Raw genomic sequence first — 15,062 nt, 5'->3', positions numbered from 1 at the left:
GAGAAACCGGACATGCCGCTGCGGACCTTCGATTTCAAACATTTGAAAATCCGAAACAAGCTGTCCCTGCTGATCGCGTTCGTGGTGGCCGTGTCGTTCGCGTTCGCCGCCATCGTGCAGCAATATGCCTTCTCGATTTACGACCGCCAGCTGTACGGGAAATCGTCCCAAGTGCTGAATCTCTCCTCGAGCGCCATCGAGACGGAGCTTCGGCGCATCGAGCAAATTTCCTACAATATCATCGCGGACGCCCAAATGCAGTCCTTGCTCAAATCGATCAAAGACAGCGAGGTCGATTACGACCGTCTCGTGCTCCGCCAGAAAGTCACGGATCGGCTGATCTCCTATGCGGGGTCGGAGTTCTCCATCTTTTCGATGATCCTGTTCGACGCCGAAGGCGGGGAAAACCAAGCCGGCAACGTGAGCCCGATCTCCGCCGAGAAGAAGATCAGGATGCAGCAGATCGCCAAGGAAGGCGAAGGACAGACGCGCTGGATGTTCCCCGACGCTTCGGATCCCGCGCTTATCCTGACCCGGGAAATCCGCTCGCACCAGAACACGCAGTTCGATCTGAAGGATCTGGGCACCATCGTCATCCGGATCAATATCCAGGAAATCGTGCGCACGATGGCGGAGGAGAACGGCGACCTCCTCATCCTGTCAGGCAAAGACCTGATCTACCCGCCCTCCCCCCTGCTCAGCCCGGCGGAGCTGCAAAACGAGCTGGGCCGCGCCAGCGGTTATTTCTCGCGCTCCGTCGATTCCGAGGAATATTTCGTCTCCTTCAGCCGCTCGTCGCGTTCGGGCTGGACCTATGTCAACTTGACTCCGTATCGGGAAATTTTCGAAGGGGTCTTGTTCCTGAAGCGGCTCGTCATCGGGGTATTCGCGGGCATTTTCGTGCTCGTCTTCCTGATCGGGATCCGGTTTTCCCGCAGCCTGACCCGCCCGATCGATAATTTGATGGGCCGGATGAAGCTGGCGGAGAAAGGCAATTTCGAGGAAGCTTATCTCCCCCAGCCCGAACCCGCGCCGTTGGCCATGGATGAAATCGGTCTGCTGCACCGGACGTTCCGCCTCATGATGGAACGGATCAATACGCTGATCACCGAGAACTATTCCAACCGCCTGCTGTTGAAGGAAACCGAATTCAAGGCGCTGCAAGCGCAGATCAATCCCCATTTTCTCTATAACACGCTGGAATCGATCAATTGGCTGGCCAAAATGAACCGGCAAACGCAAATCTCCCGAATGGTCGAAGCGCTCGGGTACCTGTTCCGCCATTCGATCGGCATGAAAGAGCCGATGCTTGCGGTGGCCGACGAAATCGAAATCGTCCAGCACTACGTCACGATCCAGAAATACCGCTTCGAGGAGCGGCTGGTCTTCTCGCTCGACGTGCCGGTGAAATACCGCTCCGCCTCCATCCCGAAGCTGACCCTGCAGCCTCTGATCGAGAACGCGATCCACTACGCCTTGGAGCCGAGCGTCGAGCCCGTCCATATTGCCGTAGGCGCTTTCGAGACGGAGGACGGATTCGCCCTATACGTGGAGGACGACGGGCCGGGTCTGCCGGCGGATACGCTGGATCGGCTGCGAAGCGGAGAGCTCAAGACCAAAGGCAAAGGAATCGGCCTGCTGAACATCGACGAAAGGATCAAGCTCGCTTACGGAGAATCTTACGGCCTGCGCATCGACGGCCGGCCGGGCTCCGGCGCCCGGATCGTCGCGCTGCTGCCCTGGGCCAGGGAGGATAACCCATGAACCGAGTGCTGCTCGTTGACGACGAAAGAATCATCCTGGAAGGCATTTCCCAAATGGTCGACTGGCAGGCGCACGGCGCCGTGCTGGAAGGAACGGCGAAAAACGGGACGGAAGCCTATGCGCGCATCCAAGCCACGAACCCCGACATCGTGATCAGCGATATCCGCATGCCGGGCATGGACGGTCTGGAGCTCGTTGCCCGCGCCAGCGAGTCCCATCCGCACATCAAGTTCATCATCCTCTCCGGCTTCGGGGAGTTCGAATACGCCTCCAAGGCGATGCAATACGGCGTCAAGCACTATTTGCTGAAGCCGACCAACGAAGCCAAAATCGCGGAGGCGCTGACCGAGGTTGGCGAGGAGCTGGATCGCGAGCGCCATCGCCAATCGTTCGTCGCGGGCATGAAGCACCGTTTCGAGAAAGTGCTTCCCCATGTCAAAGAACAGGTATTGAAAGAATTCGTGACCAACAAAACCTACGGCAAACGCGACTGGGACTATTACAGCGAGCTGTTCGAATTCGGCATGGACCTGCAGGTGCGCCTGCTGCTGTTCCAGCTGGAAGGAGACTACGATCATGAGCACCTGTTCGCGGTCAAGAACATCGCGCAGGACATTTTGCGAACGACCCTGCTCGGCACGACGATCGGCCACCATGCACTCATCCTCATCGAAGACGCCATGCCGCCGGATGAACTGCAAGCCAAAATCGGCGAGATCCGGCACGTTTTCCAGGGCTATTACCGCATGGACGCGACGATCGCGTTAAGCGAGGCCGGTCCGATCTCCCGCGCCCGGGCGTTGTATAGGGAAACGCTCCATTCCCTCAAATACCGTTTCTACCTGGACGAAGGCGGGCTGATTACGCCCCGGGACACCGGCTGGTATGCGGAGAGCGGATCGCGCGCGCCCGAGTTCGACGAAGAACGCCTCATCCTGCCCGTCCGATCCGGCAACGTGGAGGACGCCATGGCGGCGCTGTCGGAATTTTTCCACGAGCTGAAACAAGCGCAGCTCGAAACCGAAGTCACCTTGTCCTACGTCATCGGAACGTACATGTCCTTGATCCGGCTGGCCGAGCCCGAGCGCGTCAACGCTTGCTACCAGCGGATTCCCGAGCTTGTCCAAGCCAAATCCCTGCAGGCGGCGCAAGCTTTCCTCGAGGAGACGGTGCGCGAAATCGCGGAAACCCGTTACGATCGCAACAAAGCCAAGTATACCGCCATCGTGCGCAAAATGATCGGGATCGTCGAGGAGAACCTGCATAACGCCGCGTTGTCCCTCCAAATGGTCGCCGGCGAGATGCTCTACATGAATCCCGATTATCTCGGCAAGTTGTTCAAGAAAGAAACGGGCGAGAAATTTTCCAATTACGTGATGAAAACGAGGATCCGGCTGGCCGAGGAACGGATGGCGGAGAATCCGGACCTGAAGGTGTTCGAACTGGCCGAAAGTTTGGGCTTCGGCGACAATCCGCAGTACTTCAGCCAAGTGTTCAAGAAATTCACGGGCCGAACCCCTTCCGAATACCTCAAGTCCTGACATCACACCTCGATCTGGGAGGGCATGGCACATGAGACGCTCGCTTCTCGCATCGGCTGCCTTGATGATGACGGCGGGTCAACTCGCCGCTTGCGGATGGTTGGGCGCGGGACAGCCGGATTCCTCCGCTTCGTCCGGCCGGTACGAGCCATCCGCCTTGATTCCGGTCAGCCGGGATCCCGTCACGCTGCGCGTCGCCTGGTGGGGCGGCCAAAACCGCAACGAATACACCCTGAAGGTCATCGAACGGTACGAGTCGGAGCACCCGAACGTCAAAATCCAGGCGGAGTACGCTTCCTTCGACGACCAATGGAAGAAGCTCGCCCCTCAAGCCGCGGCGGGCGTATTGCCCGATGTCATCCAGATGGACATCTCGTATTTGACGCAGTACGCGGAACATGGGCAATTGGCGGACTTGTCGCCCTATGCGGAGAACGGGTTGATCGATCTTCGGGACATCGGCGAGAACACGCTGTCCGGCGGCAGGGTAGACGGCAGATTGTATGCCCTGCCGATCGGCTCCAACGCTTTGATGGCCGCGGCGGACATCGGCATGCTGGAAAAGGCCGGCGTTGCCGTGCCGCAATCGGATTGGTCCTGGGACGACTTCTCCCGGCTCGGATCTGCGCTCGGATCCCAAGGAAAGCTGCTGACGTCCGACCTTCGGCACGACGTGTTTTTTCCGTTCTATCTGAGAAGCCAAGGCCAGCATATGTACGCGGCCGACGGCAAGGCGCTCGGCTATGCGGACGACAAGTACTTCGTCGATTTCTACCGGATGTACGCCGACTGGTACGATCGCGGATTCCTGCTTTCCCTCGACAAGCTCGCTCACAAGAAAGGCATGCCGGAAGACGGGGAGATGGAGCTCGGAAAAGCAGCCTTCGCGTTCGAATGGTCCAACCAGTATATTTTGTCGTCCGCGGTCGCGGGGCGCCCGCTTCGGATCCTTCCCGTGCCGGGATGGAACGAGAACCGGGCGCTATACCTGAAACCCAGCATGTATTTATCCATTGCCGCGAATTCCAAGGCGAAAGAAGAAGCGGCCGAATTCATCGATTTCTGGGTGAACGACATCGAAGCGAACAAAATCATCTTGGGCGAGCGCGGCGTTCCGGTGTCCTTCAAGGTGAAAGAAGCTTTGAAACCGTACCTGCCCCCGGAGCAAACCGAGGTGTTCGATTTCGTATCGTGGGCCGAGCGGCAAGGCAGTCCGATGGATCCGCCGTCACCGGCGGGCGCGGTGGAGGTGGACAAGCTGCTCAACTCGACGGTCGAAGAAATGCTGTTCGGCAAATCGACGGTCGAGGAAGCCGCGAAACGGTTCCGCGAGGAAGCGAATGCGATTCTTGCGGGGAACGGGGAGTAATTCGCCGTTGCTCATTGCGAAGGCTCTATATTTAAAGCCTGCTTATACCCGGCCAGTGCCATGAAGTGCCGAAATACACCTGATGAATACGTGACAGGAATTTTGTCCGTCTTGAAACACGAATGGCGGTGCAGGGATCGTCTCCCCTAAGCACCGCCATTTCTTCGTCGTCGGCAGGTTTAAGCGGTGGTCGGCCGCCATTCCGGCGCCGCGGCGACCGCCGCACGTTCATATTGCTCCAACAGCCGATCGAAGATGGCGTCCCAAGATTGGGTGAGCGCATACCGCCTGCCGTTCCGTCCCATGGCGGCAAGCGTGTCGGCAGCCCCCAGCAGCTCCCGAATGCCGCTGGCCAGCGCCTCCGCGCAACGCGGCGCGCATAGTCTCCCCGTCACGCCGTCGCGCACGATCTCCTGCACGCCTCCCGAACGCACGCTCAGCACGGGCAGCCCCGAAGCGTGCGCCTCCAGCACGACGTTGCCGAACGTTTCCGTTCCGGACGGAAACACGAGCAGATCCGAGGATGCATAGGCCTCCGCCAACGATTCCCCCGCTAGGAATCCCGCGAACGTCGTGTTTTTCGGCATGCGCTGACGAAGCATCTCCTCCAACGGACCTTCTCCGACAATGAGCCAACGGATGCGGCCGGCGAGATCCTCCGGCAGCATGGCGGCGGCATCGGGCAGCAGGTCCAGGTCTTTCTCGGGCGCGAGTCGCCCCGCATAGAGGAGAACGTAAGGCTCCCGTATCCCGTACCGGCCGCGCAGCCCGGCGTTTCGTCTGCCCGGGTGGAACAGCGCGTTGTCCACGCCGCGCTTCCACAACTCCACGGGCCCGATCCCGTGCCGGAGCAGGTGCTGCCGCGTTTCCTCCGAAGGCGCGAACGTCAGCCGGCAGGTACGGTGAAACCAACGAAGGTACCGCCAGATCCACCTGCCGGCGAATCCCAGACGGTAATAGGACAAGTAACGGTCGAAGTGGGTATGGTAGGAGGCGACGCGGGGGATGCCCAGCTTCTTGCCGTAATGCAGGCCGCACAGGCCCATGTTGAACGGAGTCGCGAGATGGAGCAGATCGGGGCGGAATTGCCGGAGCCGCTTGCCGACGGCATGCGGGAAAGGAAACGCCATCCGGCAATCCGGATAGAGGAAAAAAGGAAGGCTCGCGAAACGGTGGATCGGGTCGGCGTCCGCCGCTTCGCCTTCGCCATCCGGAACGAACACCTCGAAAGGAACGCTTCTCCGTTCCAGATGGCGCGTCAGCCGCCCCAACGTCATCGCGACCCCATTGACTTGAGGCAGGTAAGTGTCGGAAAACAGGGCAATCCGCACGGTTACCACTCCCTCTAACCCAGGCTGCCTCCATGCTATCCTACCGGCGTCAGCGCAAGATTAACGGAGCTTTCGGGGAAATTCAAATCCATGCGGTCCGGGCCGGCCGGGGCGAGGCTATCCGACCATTTTCAGCAAATAGATGACGACGGCCATCGTGAACATGCTGAACACCGTCGAGGAAAAGACGGCTTGCGACGCGAACTGGGGCTGGTTGTCGTATTCGACGGCCAGCAGCACGCTGCTCACCGACGTCGGTACGGCGCAGGACAGCACGAGCGCCTGGGCCATCGTTCCGTGGTACCCCATCGCGAGGACGAGCAAGTACCCGATGACCGGACCCGCGCATAGGCGCAGAACGTTGGACAGGAGCACGTCCGAGAAATCGAACTTCCATTTCATGCTGCCTAACTGAATCCCCAGCGTGACCAAAGCGATCGCGACGTACGCGTCCGCGACATAGCCGATCGGAATCGACAACGCCTGGGGCACGGGGACGCGGAACCCTTTCATCAGGAAGGCGGCCGGGATGACGTACAGAGAAGGAAGCGTCAGCACCGACCGAAGCGAATCCCGGAGCGTCCCCCTCCCTGAAGCCGCGTTCATGACGCCGTACGTATTGCCCAAAATGTTCTGCGCGATCATGACGATCACCTGGATCGACATCGAAAACGGATCGTTGCCGAAATAGAGCTGGTTGAGCGGAATCGCGTAATTCCCGCTGTTGTACAGCAGAACGCTGTTTCTCATCGCCTGCTTTCTCCCGTCTCCCTGTTTTCGGATCCGGCTTGCCGCTTCGACCGCGAGCAGCAGGCAGGCGAGGAACAGGACGAGAAACAGCAGCACTTGCCCGGCCACGGCCGGCGAAAGATGCGACTCGTAAATCAGCTTGAAAATGACGACCGGGGTAAACAGATGGAAGGTGAGTTTCGACAGCGTCTTCAGATCCAGCGGGAAGATCCGGCCCAGCAGCATGCCGACCCCGATGATCAGCGCCAGCGGCAAAATATTGCGTGTCAGGATGAATTCGAATTCGCGCATGGAAGGCACTTCACTTTCGGTTCGGAGTCGCCAATAATCCGGAGTGGCGCTGCAATTCCGCGTAATACCCATCCTGCCGAAGCAGATCGCCGTGCGTTCCCTGCTCGACGATGCGGCCGTCCCGCATGACGAGAATCCGGTCGGCATGCCGGATGGTCGAAAGCCGGTGGGCGATGATGAGCGTCGTTCTTCCTTCGGACGCTTTGTCCAGCGCTTGCTTGATCAGCCGTTCCGTATAGGAGTCCATGTGGGCCGTCGCCTCGTCGAGCACGAGGATTTTCGGCTGGAACACCAGCACGCGGGCGAACGAAATCAGCTGGCGCTCCCCGGCGGACAAGCCGCTGCCGCGTTCGGACAGCCTCGTGTCGTACCCGTGGCTGAGCCGGGAAATCAGCCCGTCGGCCCCGACCTCGCGGCACGCTTCGATGACGGTTTCCCTAGAAATCTCCTCGCGGAACAGCCGTACGTTGTCCAACACCGTTCCGGAGAACAGGAACGGATCCTGCTGGACCAGCCCGACCGCCCGGTGCAGCTGCTCCTGCGGGATCTGACGGATATCCATGCCGTCGATCCGCACGCTGCCTTGGCTGACGTCGTAAAACCGCAGCAGCAGGCTGACCAGCGAGCTTTTGCCCGCGCCCGTCGTCCCGACGATGCCGATGAATTCCCCGGGACGGATATGCAGATCCACGTCTTCCAGCACGTACCGTCCCTCGGCGTATCCGAAGCGGATCCGGTCGAAGTCGACTCGTCCTTTCATCGTTTCGGGTCTGAGCTCAAGCGCGTCGGCCGGCGCCGGATCCCGGATTTCCGGCTGCACCGAGAACAGCCGCCACAGCCGATCCAAGGACACGAGCGTCGACTGCAGCGTGTTCCATTGCTGCGTGATCTGGTTGATCGGCTGGAAAAACTGCCGGACGTAGCTGATGAAAGCGTACAACACCCCGAATTCGATCTCCCGGTGCAGTACGGCGCGTCCGCCCAGCCAAACCATGAATGCCACGGATACGTTGCCCAGCACGTCGAACGTCCGGTTGAACAAGATGGTGGAACGGACTTCCTTCAGGTTGGCGCGTAAATACTGGTCGTTTTGATCCTGGAATCGCCCGCTCTGCTCCTTCTGCTGGTGGAACGCCTGGATGAGCCCCATGCCGGCCAAGTTCTCCGCCGTGAAGGCGATCAGGCGGGACAATTGGGCGCGGCTTCGCTGATAGGCGGTCCGGAGAAACTTGCGGTACACGACGGCGATGCCGGCGATGATCGGACACAGGATCAGGCAGAACAGCGCGAGCCGGACGTCCAAAGCGAACATGAGGGCGAAAATCATCACGATGGACAAGCCGTCCCGGACGAGGCTAAGCAGCACCTGCGTGAAAAACTGGTTGATCGTCTCCGTGTCGCTCGATTCGTTCGTCACGAGGCTGCCGATCGGATGGCGGTCGAAGAACGACATGCCTTGCCGCGTGATATGGCGGAACAAATCTTTGCGCAGCTGCGCCACGACGCCTTGCCCGGCCCGCTGGAACAAATTCGCCTGCAGGAAGCTGAACACGAAGCCGACGACGGAGAGCAAGGCGTAGGACACCCCGATCCAGATCAGCGTGCGGACCGCCGCTTCGCCCCGGGGAAGCGTGTCGTCGATCGCGTACTTCACCAGCCAAGGCTGAAGCAGGTCCGCTCCGATCGCCAGGAACGTGCAGAGAAAACCCGTCAGGAAAACGAACCGGTAAGGCCGCGCATACCGCAGCAAAGTCCGGAAAGCTTGCTGCCGGCCGGCGGCCGGTTGTTCTCGGTCAGCCATGGGCCTCCTCCTCCCCCTGCATCGCGTACAGCGAAGCATATAGGCCTTGCCGCTTCAGCAGCTCTTCGTGGCTGCCCCGTTCCGCGATCCGCCCTTCGTCCAGCACGATGATCTCGTCGGCATGGCGGACGGCGCTGATCCGGTGGGCGATAATGAGCGTCGTCCGGCCCTTGCGGTGCTGCCGCAGGTTCCGGATGATCGTGCTCTCGGTGATCGTATCCACGGCGCTCACGCTGTCGTCCAGGATCAGGATCGGCGCGTCCTTGAACAGGCCGCGGGCCAGGCTCGTTCGCTGCCGCTGCCCGCCGGACAAGGTGAGGCCCCGCTCCCCGAGAGCGGTTTCGAACCGGTCCGGGAACGCCTCGATATTCCGGTATACGTCCGCGATTTTGGCCGCTTCTTCCACATCGGCGATGTCCGCGCGCCGGTCATGGAAAGCGATGTTTTCGCGGATCGTCGTGCTGAACAGAAATCCGTCCTGCGGCACGTAAGCGACGTTGGTCCGCAGGCTCTCGACCGTGACGCCGCGGATGTCGCGGCCTTCGATGAACACCGTGCCCGAAGGCGGGTCGTAAATGCGCAGCAGCAGCTTCACCAGCGTCGTTTTGCCGCTGCCGGTTTTCCCTACGATGCCGAGCGTCGCGCCCGGACGGACGCACAGCGAAACGTTTTTCAGGACGGGCGTCTCCGAGCCGGGATAGGCGAACGTCAGGTCCCTCACTTCGATCTCCCCGGCCTCCGGCGGCAGCGGCTTCGCTCCGGGAGCCTCCCGGATTTCCGGCTCCTCGGACAGCAGGCGGTTCAGCCGTTCGAGCGAAGCGCGCGCGCGCTGAAAGTTGTTGATGACGTTGCCGATCTGCTGCAGCGGCGTCACGATCATTTTCAAATAAAACGCCAAAGCGACGAAATCGCCGAGCGACATCGTCTTGTGGGCGACCATCACGCCCCCGTATCCAAGTGCTAATGCGAGCGACAACGCGCCGGAGAACGGCAGGGCGGATTGGAACAGCGACGTGACTTTCACGAGCCGCAGCTGGTTTTCCCGGATGCGGTCCACGGTTTCGCCGAACCGCCGCCGCGCGACGTCTTCGGCCGCGAACGTTTTGGTGATTTTGACGCCGCCGAACTGTTCTTCCGCCGACTCCGTCATCGCCGCCAGCGACTCCTGGACTTTCCCCGAACGTTTGCGGATCCGGGGACCGAAGTACACGACCAGGAAAGGGATGGCGAGCAGCGGCAGCAGGCAGATGCCCGCCGCTTGCAGCGGGATCCGGCTGGCCGACATCACGATCAGCGTCGTGACCAGCAGCACGCTCGCGTTCGTCAGTTGGTTCAAGCTGTTGGCGATGGCTTCCCGGACCGCCGTGACGTCGTTCATCATGTAGCTGAGCAGCTTGCCGGTGCTGTTCCCGGAGAAGTAGGTTTCTCCCAAGCCCGTGAATTGCCGGAAAAGTCTCTGTCTAGCGGAGTGTTCGAATTTTCGGCCCAACCGGTGGTTGATATACTGGCCGACGCCGAACGCCGCTCCGTAGAAGACGCCGATGCCCAGCAGCACCAAGCTGTAGTCGGACACGCCGGCGAACGACAGCTCTTCGGCTTGCATATGGTCGGCGAATTCCCCCAGCACTTTCGGAAAAAAAGCCTGGGCTACGTTCGCGACGCCGATGAATGCCGCCGCTAACGCATACCACCCGGCGTGGGCTTGGACGTGGCGAAGCAATAAGGCGCCGGTCTGCAATTTGCGCACGGGTACCCGGCCCTCCCCTCGAAAGAAACTTTGACCATGGCCCATGGTACTCCTGTAAACGCTCTCGCGCAAGACAATGAATGCCATTTGCATAAAAAGGAAAAAGCGATCCTCCCCGCGGGGAGATCGCTCTGATGGGCCGTGCGGCCCGGATTATTTCGCGAAAACGTGATGGCCGATTTCTTTGACGACCGTCACCTTTTTCAATTTGCCCGGCTCCCGTTTCGGATTGAAGAAATAGACGGCTCCGGGAACGTTGTTTTCTCCGGACAATGCAGCTTTGGCCGCTTGAAGGCTCTCCTTGGAAGGAGTCGTCTTGTCCAACTGCCCGTTCCCCGCGGGAGAGAATTGGCTGGGCGCGTAGATGACGCCTTTCACCGTGTCCGGGTAGTCGTCGGAATGGACCCGGTTCAATACGACGGAGGCGACGGCCAGCTTCCCTTCGTAGGGCTCGTCTCCGGCTTCTGCCTCCACCAGCTTGGCCAGCAGGGCGAGTTCGGCCGGATCGACGGAGACTTCCGGTTCGGCTTTCGGCGCTGCGGCTTCCTGGATTTCGCCGGCGGCCTTAAACTCCGGCACCACGACTTTCAGGCGCTGTCCGATTTGCAGCTCGTCGCCGGTCAACCCGTTCAGGGCTTGAAGGGCTTCCGCCGTCGTTCCGTAAGTCTGCGCCAAGCTCCAGAGCGAGTCTCCGCCGGCTACGACATGCTCCGGCACGGGTTCGATGTCGGCGAGCCGCTCGTCCGCCCGCCATCCGACCTTTGCATGCATGGCCTCGGCGAGGATGCGAAGCGGAAAATAGGCGTTCCCGTCCTTCTCCCGGACGGCTCCCGGCAGGACGTACGGCTTCCCGTTAAACGTGACGGCCGCGGAACCGACCCGGAAACCGATCGAATCCCCGATCGCGTCGGAGACGGTAATTTGCCTGGATTCTGGGTCGTATGCGAGCTCCCATCCCATTCGATCCGAGAGCTCCCGGACGGGCGCGTACGTCCATCCGTCCACGATTTCGAGCGCTTGCTCCAATTCCGTTACGCTGCCCGCGATGGACAGCCGGTTCGTCTGATCCGCCGAGGCGGCTGCCGTGCCGGCCGTCAGGAAGATCCCCAACGCCGCGGCTGCGATTCCCACTTTGAAGCGGAGCATTCGTTGTCCCCTTTCGGAAGGATTCTCCAAGTCTCGTTCGACTTGAATTATACAAGGCCCGAAAAAGGGATGTACGGATTATGAGGAAATTTTTACCCAATCCGCGGATTTCTCATTCGTAAACCGGTCGTAGCGGGTCGGCCCGTTCCGTGCGAGTTAGAGGATCTTATCTTCTATCTTTTGAGGAAATTGCCGCGCTACGCCCCCAGTACCGCCATGAACTCCTCGCCGCTGATCGTTTCTTTCTCGAACAAATACTTCGCCAGCTCGTGCAGCTTCTGCTTGTTCTCCTCCAAAATCCGGGAAGCCCGCTCGTGGGCGGATTTGATGATCCGCAGCACTTCCTCGTCGATTTTGGCGGACGTCACGGCCGATACGAGCAGCGAGGTATCGCCGCCTAAATAAGGGTTGTTCACCGTTTCCAGCGCCATCATGTCGAATTGCTCGCTCATGCCGAAACGGGTGACCATGGCCCGGGCGATCTTGGTCGCCTGTTCGATGTCGTTGGATGCCCCCGACGTTACGGTCTGGAACACCAACTCCTCCGCCGCGCGGCCGCCCATGTACGTGGAAATTTTGTCGAACGCCTGCTCTTTCGTCATGAGAACCTGCTCACCCTCGTCGATTTGCATCGTGTAACCCAATGCGCCGGACGTCCGGGGGACGATCGTGATTTTGTGCACGGGCGCGGAATGGCTCTGCTTCGCCGCCACCAAGGCATGCCCCACTTCGTGGTAAGCGATCGTCAGCTTGTCCTTCATGGAAATGACCGCGTTCTTCCGCTGGTAACCGGCGATGACGACCTCCACGGATTCCTCCAGGTCGCTCTGCAGCACGTGGCTGCGACCCAGCTTGACCGCCCGAAGAGCCGCCTCGTTGACGATATTCGCCAAGTCGGCGCCGGAAGCGCCCGGCGTCGCCCGGGCGATCGCGTTAAAGTCGATCCCCTCTCCCATCTTGACCTTGCGGGCATGCACCCTGAGAATCGCTTCGCGGCCGGCGAGGTCGGGCAGCTCGACCGGCACGCGTCGATCGAAGCGGCCCGGACGGAGCAGCGCTTTGTCCAGCGTCTCGGGACGGTTCGTTGCCGCGAGAATCACGACGCCTTTGTCCGCGTCGAAGCCGTCCATCTCCGTAAGCAGCTGGTTTAACGTCTGTTCCCGCTCGTCGTTGCCGCCGATCCCTCCGCCGCTTGCGTTGCGGCTTTTCCCGATCGTGTCGATCTCGTCGATGAAGACGATGCACGGCGCTTTGGCCGTAGCCTGTTTGAACAAGTCCCGGACCCTGGCCGCGCCCATGCCCACGAACATTTCGACGAATTCGGAGCCGGAAATCGAGAAAAACGGAACTTTGGATTCCCCCGCCACCGCTTTCGCCAGCAGCGTCTTTCCCGTTCCCGGAGGACCGACGAGCAGCACCCCTTTCGGGATTTTCGCGCCGATCTCCCGGTATTTCTGCGGATTGTGGAGGAAGTCCACGACCTCCTGCAATGCTTCTTTCGCTTCGTCCTGCCCGGCCACGTCGCCGAACGTCTTGCCGGTCTGGGCTTCGACGTAGATTTTGGCGTTGCTTTTGCCGAATTTCATCGGACCGGCGCCCCCGCCCAACTTTTTCAGCAGGCGGCCGGACAGCAGCTGCACGATGGCGATAAAAACGAGAAAAGGCAGAACCCACGTCAGCAAAAGGTTGACCAGCGGCGAGTTTTCCCGGGGGATGACTTTGGAGAACTCCACCTTCGCCTGGTACAGCCGGTCCACCAGCTCCGGATCGTCCAATCGTCCGGTGACGTACAGCTTGTCGTTCCCTTTCTCGTCTTTGACCGTGAATCCGATCTCGTCTTCCCGGATCTCTACGGACTTGACATGGCCTTGCTCCACTTGGGTCAGGAAGGTTCCGTAATCTGCCTCGGTAATTTGCGGTCTCAAGAAGGCCGGGAAAATGAAAGCGTTGAGCAGCACGACGATCCCTACCGAGATCAGGAGATAAATCAGGGTCGTTTTCTGGGGGTTTTTTTCCGTCTTCATCCGGTATCCCTGCCTTCGCGTGGGCGTAAGCCGCCGATATGCTGACTAAAGTATGGGCAATCCAGTTTGTCCCAATACCAAAGCCGCGAATCAAAATCGCCGGCAGACGCGTCTATATTCTCGAAAGGAGGGGGCGGGATGCGTTTGAGAATCGGTTTGACGGCGGTGCTGTTGGCGGCGGCGTGCTTTTGTTGGGCAGGGATCGCCGCAGCCAGCTGGGCTTTTGCGTTCGTTGCTTATGACGGGAAATTATACGAAGCGTCCAATGAGCAGGTGGCACCGGATCGGATCGGGCCCAAAATCGGGCAAGTCACGATGTATTCCACGGAGGAAACCGCCGTTTTCTCCGGCAACTACTCCAATCGCTATCCGAAAGGCACGAAGTACTTCAAGATCAAAGGGGTCGATATTGGGGAAGCCATCGCCGTACAGGAAAGCGAAGGCATCTATGTGAATGCGAAATATCGCGGCGTAGCTGCCGGAGGCCGGGAGGACAGCGGGGCTCCGACTCCGGACGACGGGTACGGACCGGCGGACGGCCGGCTGCGCGCGGGATGGGTCCCGTACGTGCTGTTCGTGCCGATCCTTCTCGTCATCGCGGGATACGGGCTCGTACGGAGAAGGAACAGCCGTGCGGGCGAATAGCGCACCTCATGCGCGATTTCAGCCGGGTTGCGGCTGTTGCGGGCGAATAGCGTATTTCATACGCTATTTCGCCGAAGTCAGGCCATACGCTGGCAAATAGCGTATCTCATACGCTATTTCTGCGAAGGCGGGCCGTATGCGGGAGATTAGCGTAACTCATACGCTATTTCGCCGAAGTCAGGCCATACGCTGGCAAATAGCGTATCTCATACGCTATTTCTGCGAAGGCGGGCCGTATGCGGGAGATTAGCGTAACTCATACGCTATTTCGCCGAAGTCGGGCCGTACGCGGGAGAATAGCGTATCTCATACGTTATTGGGGCCAAGTCGGGCCATACGTTGGCAAATAGCGTATCTCATACGTTATTTCGCCGAAGTCGGGCCATACCCTAGCGAATAGCGTATATCATACGTTATTTCGCCCCAGTCGGGCCATACGCCTAGCGAATAGCGTATCTCATCCGCTATTTCGCCGAAGTCAGGCCATACGCTGGCAAATAGCGTATCTCATACGTTATTTCGCCGAAGTCGGGCCATACCCTAGCGAATAGCGTATATCATACGTTATTTCGCCCAAGTCGGGCCATACGCCTAGCGAATAGCGTATCTCATACGCTATTTCGCCGAAGTCAGGCCATACGCTGGCAAATAGC

The 15,062-nt window shown here is 59.9% G+C and carries 10 protein-coding genes; 4 read left to right on the top strand and 6 right to left on the bottom strand.

Annotated elements, in window-relative coordinates; genetic code table 11:
* The first annotated feature begins 12 nt into the window (after nucleotides 1–12).
* Genes PTZ19_RS20615 through PTZ19_RS20605 form a run of 3 tightly spaced genes read left to right on the top strand, consistent with a single transcriptional unit; the run spans nucleotide 13 to nucleotide 4,674 of the window.
* Nucleotides 13–1,764, top strand: coding sequence for a cache domain-containing sensor histidine kinase (locus PTZ19_RS20615; RefSeq protein WP_276357347.1), 1,752 nt, complete (start codon nucleotides 13–15; stop codon nucleotides 1,762–1,764).
* Nucleotides 1,761–3,305, top strand: a complete 1,545-nt coding sequence (locus tag PTZ19_RS20610) for a response regulator (RefSeq protein WP_276357344.1) — start codon at nucleotides 1,761–1,763, stop codon at nucleotides 3,303–3,305. The genes PTZ19_RS20615 and PTZ19_RS20610 overlap by 4 nt, the downstream gene beginning before the upstream one ends.
* Nucleotides 3,306–3,336: 31 nt before the next feature.
* Nucleotides 3,337–4,674, top strand: coding sequence for an ABC transporter substrate-binding protein (locus PTZ19_RS20605; protein ID WP_276357342.1), 1,338 nt, complete (start codon nucleotides 3,337–3,339; stop codon nucleotides 4,672–4,674).
* 179 nt (nucleotides 4,675–4,853) lie between these two features.
* Here PTZ19_RS20605 and PTZ19_RS20600 read toward each other — a convergent pair whose 3' ends face one another.
* The 6 genes from PTZ19_RS20600 to ftsH form a co-directional block, all read right to left on the bottom strand.
* A complete protein-coding gene (locus PTZ19_RS20600; RefSeq protein ID WP_276357341.1) occupies nucleotides 4,854–6,005 on the bottom strand; it encodes a glycosyltransferase family 4 protein in 1,152 nt (383 codons plus the stop codon).
* Between the two features lie 117 nt (nucleotides 6,006–6,122).
* The gene (locus tag PTZ19_RS20595) at nucleotides 6,123–7,046 is read right to left on the bottom strand and encodes an AEC family transporter (protein ID WP_276357338.1); all 924 of its coding nucleotides are present in this window, start codon (nucleotides 7,044–7,046) and stop codon (nucleotides 6,123–6,125) included.
* A 10-nt stretch (nucleotides 7,047–7,056) separates the two neighbouring features.
* Complete coding sequence (locus tag PTZ19_RS20590) at nucleotides 7,057–8,847, bottom strand: ABC transporter ATP-binding protein (protein ID WP_276357336.1); 1,791 nt, start codon at nucleotides 8,845–8,847, stop codon at nucleotides 7,057–7,059.
* Nucleotides 8,840–10,585, bottom strand: a complete 1,746-nt coding sequence (locus PTZ19_RS20585; RefSeq protein WP_276357564.1) for an ABC transporter ATP-binding protein — start codon at nucleotides 10,583–10,585, stop codon at nucleotides 8,840–8,842. The genes PTZ19_RS20590 and PTZ19_RS20585 overlap by 8 nt, the downstream gene beginning before the upstream one ends.
* Nucleotides 10,586–10,747: 162 nt before the next feature.
* Nucleotides 10,748–11,740: a cell wall hydrolase gene (locus PTZ19_RS20580; RefSeq protein WP_276357333.1), complete on the bottom strand. Its 993-nt coding sequence runs from the start codon at nucleotides 11,738–11,740 to the stop codon at nucleotides 10,748–10,750.
* Nucleotides 11,741–11,937: 197 nt separating this feature from the next.
* Nucleotides 11,938–13,764 carry an ATP-dependent zinc metalloprotease FtsH gene (ftsH, locus tag PTZ19_RS20575; RefSeq protein WP_276357330.1) on the bottom strand — a complete coding sequence of 609 codons (1,827 nt, stop codon included), beginning with the start codon at nucleotides 13,762–13,764 and terminating at the stop codon, nucleotides 11,938–11,940.
* 138 nt (nucleotides 13,765–13,902) lie between these two features.
* Here ftsH and PTZ19_RS20570 point away from each other — a divergent pair, with 138 nt between their 5' ends.
* Nucleotides 13,903–14,409, top strand: a complete 507-nt coding sequence (locus PTZ19_RS20570) for a hypothetical protein (RefSeq protein ID WP_276357327.1) — start codon at nucleotides 13,903–13,905, stop codon at nucleotides 14,407–14,409.
* Nucleotides 14,410–15,062 lie beyond the last annotated feature (653 nt).

The organism is Cohnella caldifontis, from assembly GCF_029360585.1.
Lineage (GTDB): Bacteria > Bacillota > Bacilli > Paenibacillales > Paenibacillaceae > Cohnella > Cohnella caldifontis.
This window is presented reverse-complemented; position numbering and strand designations above follow the sequence as displayed.

Excerpts from the sequence above, each read along its gene's own strand:
- PTZ19_RS20570 (WP_276357327.1), top strand. The coding sequence starts at position 13,903 with ATGCGTTTGAGAATCGGTTTGACGGCGGTGCTGTTGGCGGCGGCGTGC.
- PTZ19_RS20610 (WP_276357344.1), top strand. The coding sequence starts at position 1,761 with ATGAACCGAGTGCTGCTCGTTGACGACGAAAGAATCATCCTGGAAGGC.
- ftsH (WP_276357330.1), bottom strand. The coding sequence starts at position 13,764 with ATGAAGACGGAAAAAAACCCCCAGAAAACGACCCTGATTTATCTCCTG.
- PTZ19_RS20595 (WP_276357338.1), bottom strand. The coding sequence starts at position 7,046 with ATGCGCGAATTCGAATTCATCCTGACACGCAATATTTTGCCGCTGGCG.
- PTZ19_RS20580 (WP_276357333.1), bottom strand. The coding sequence starts at position 11,740 with ATGCTCCGCTTCAAAGTGGGAATCGCAGCCGCGGCGTTGGGGATCTTC.
- PTZ19_RS20615 (WP_276357347.1), top strand. The coding sequence starts at position 13 with ATGCCGCTGCGGACCTTCGATTTCAAACATTTGAAAATCCGAAACAAG.
- PTZ19_RS20605 (WP_276357342.1), top strand. The coding sequence starts at position 3,337 with ATGAGACGCTCGCTTCTCGCATCGGCTGCCTTGATGATGACGGCGGGT.
- PTZ19_RS20590 (WP_276357336.1), bottom strand. The coding sequence starts at position 8,847 with ATGGCTGACCGAGAACAACCGGCCGCCGGCCGGCAGCAAGCTTTCCGG.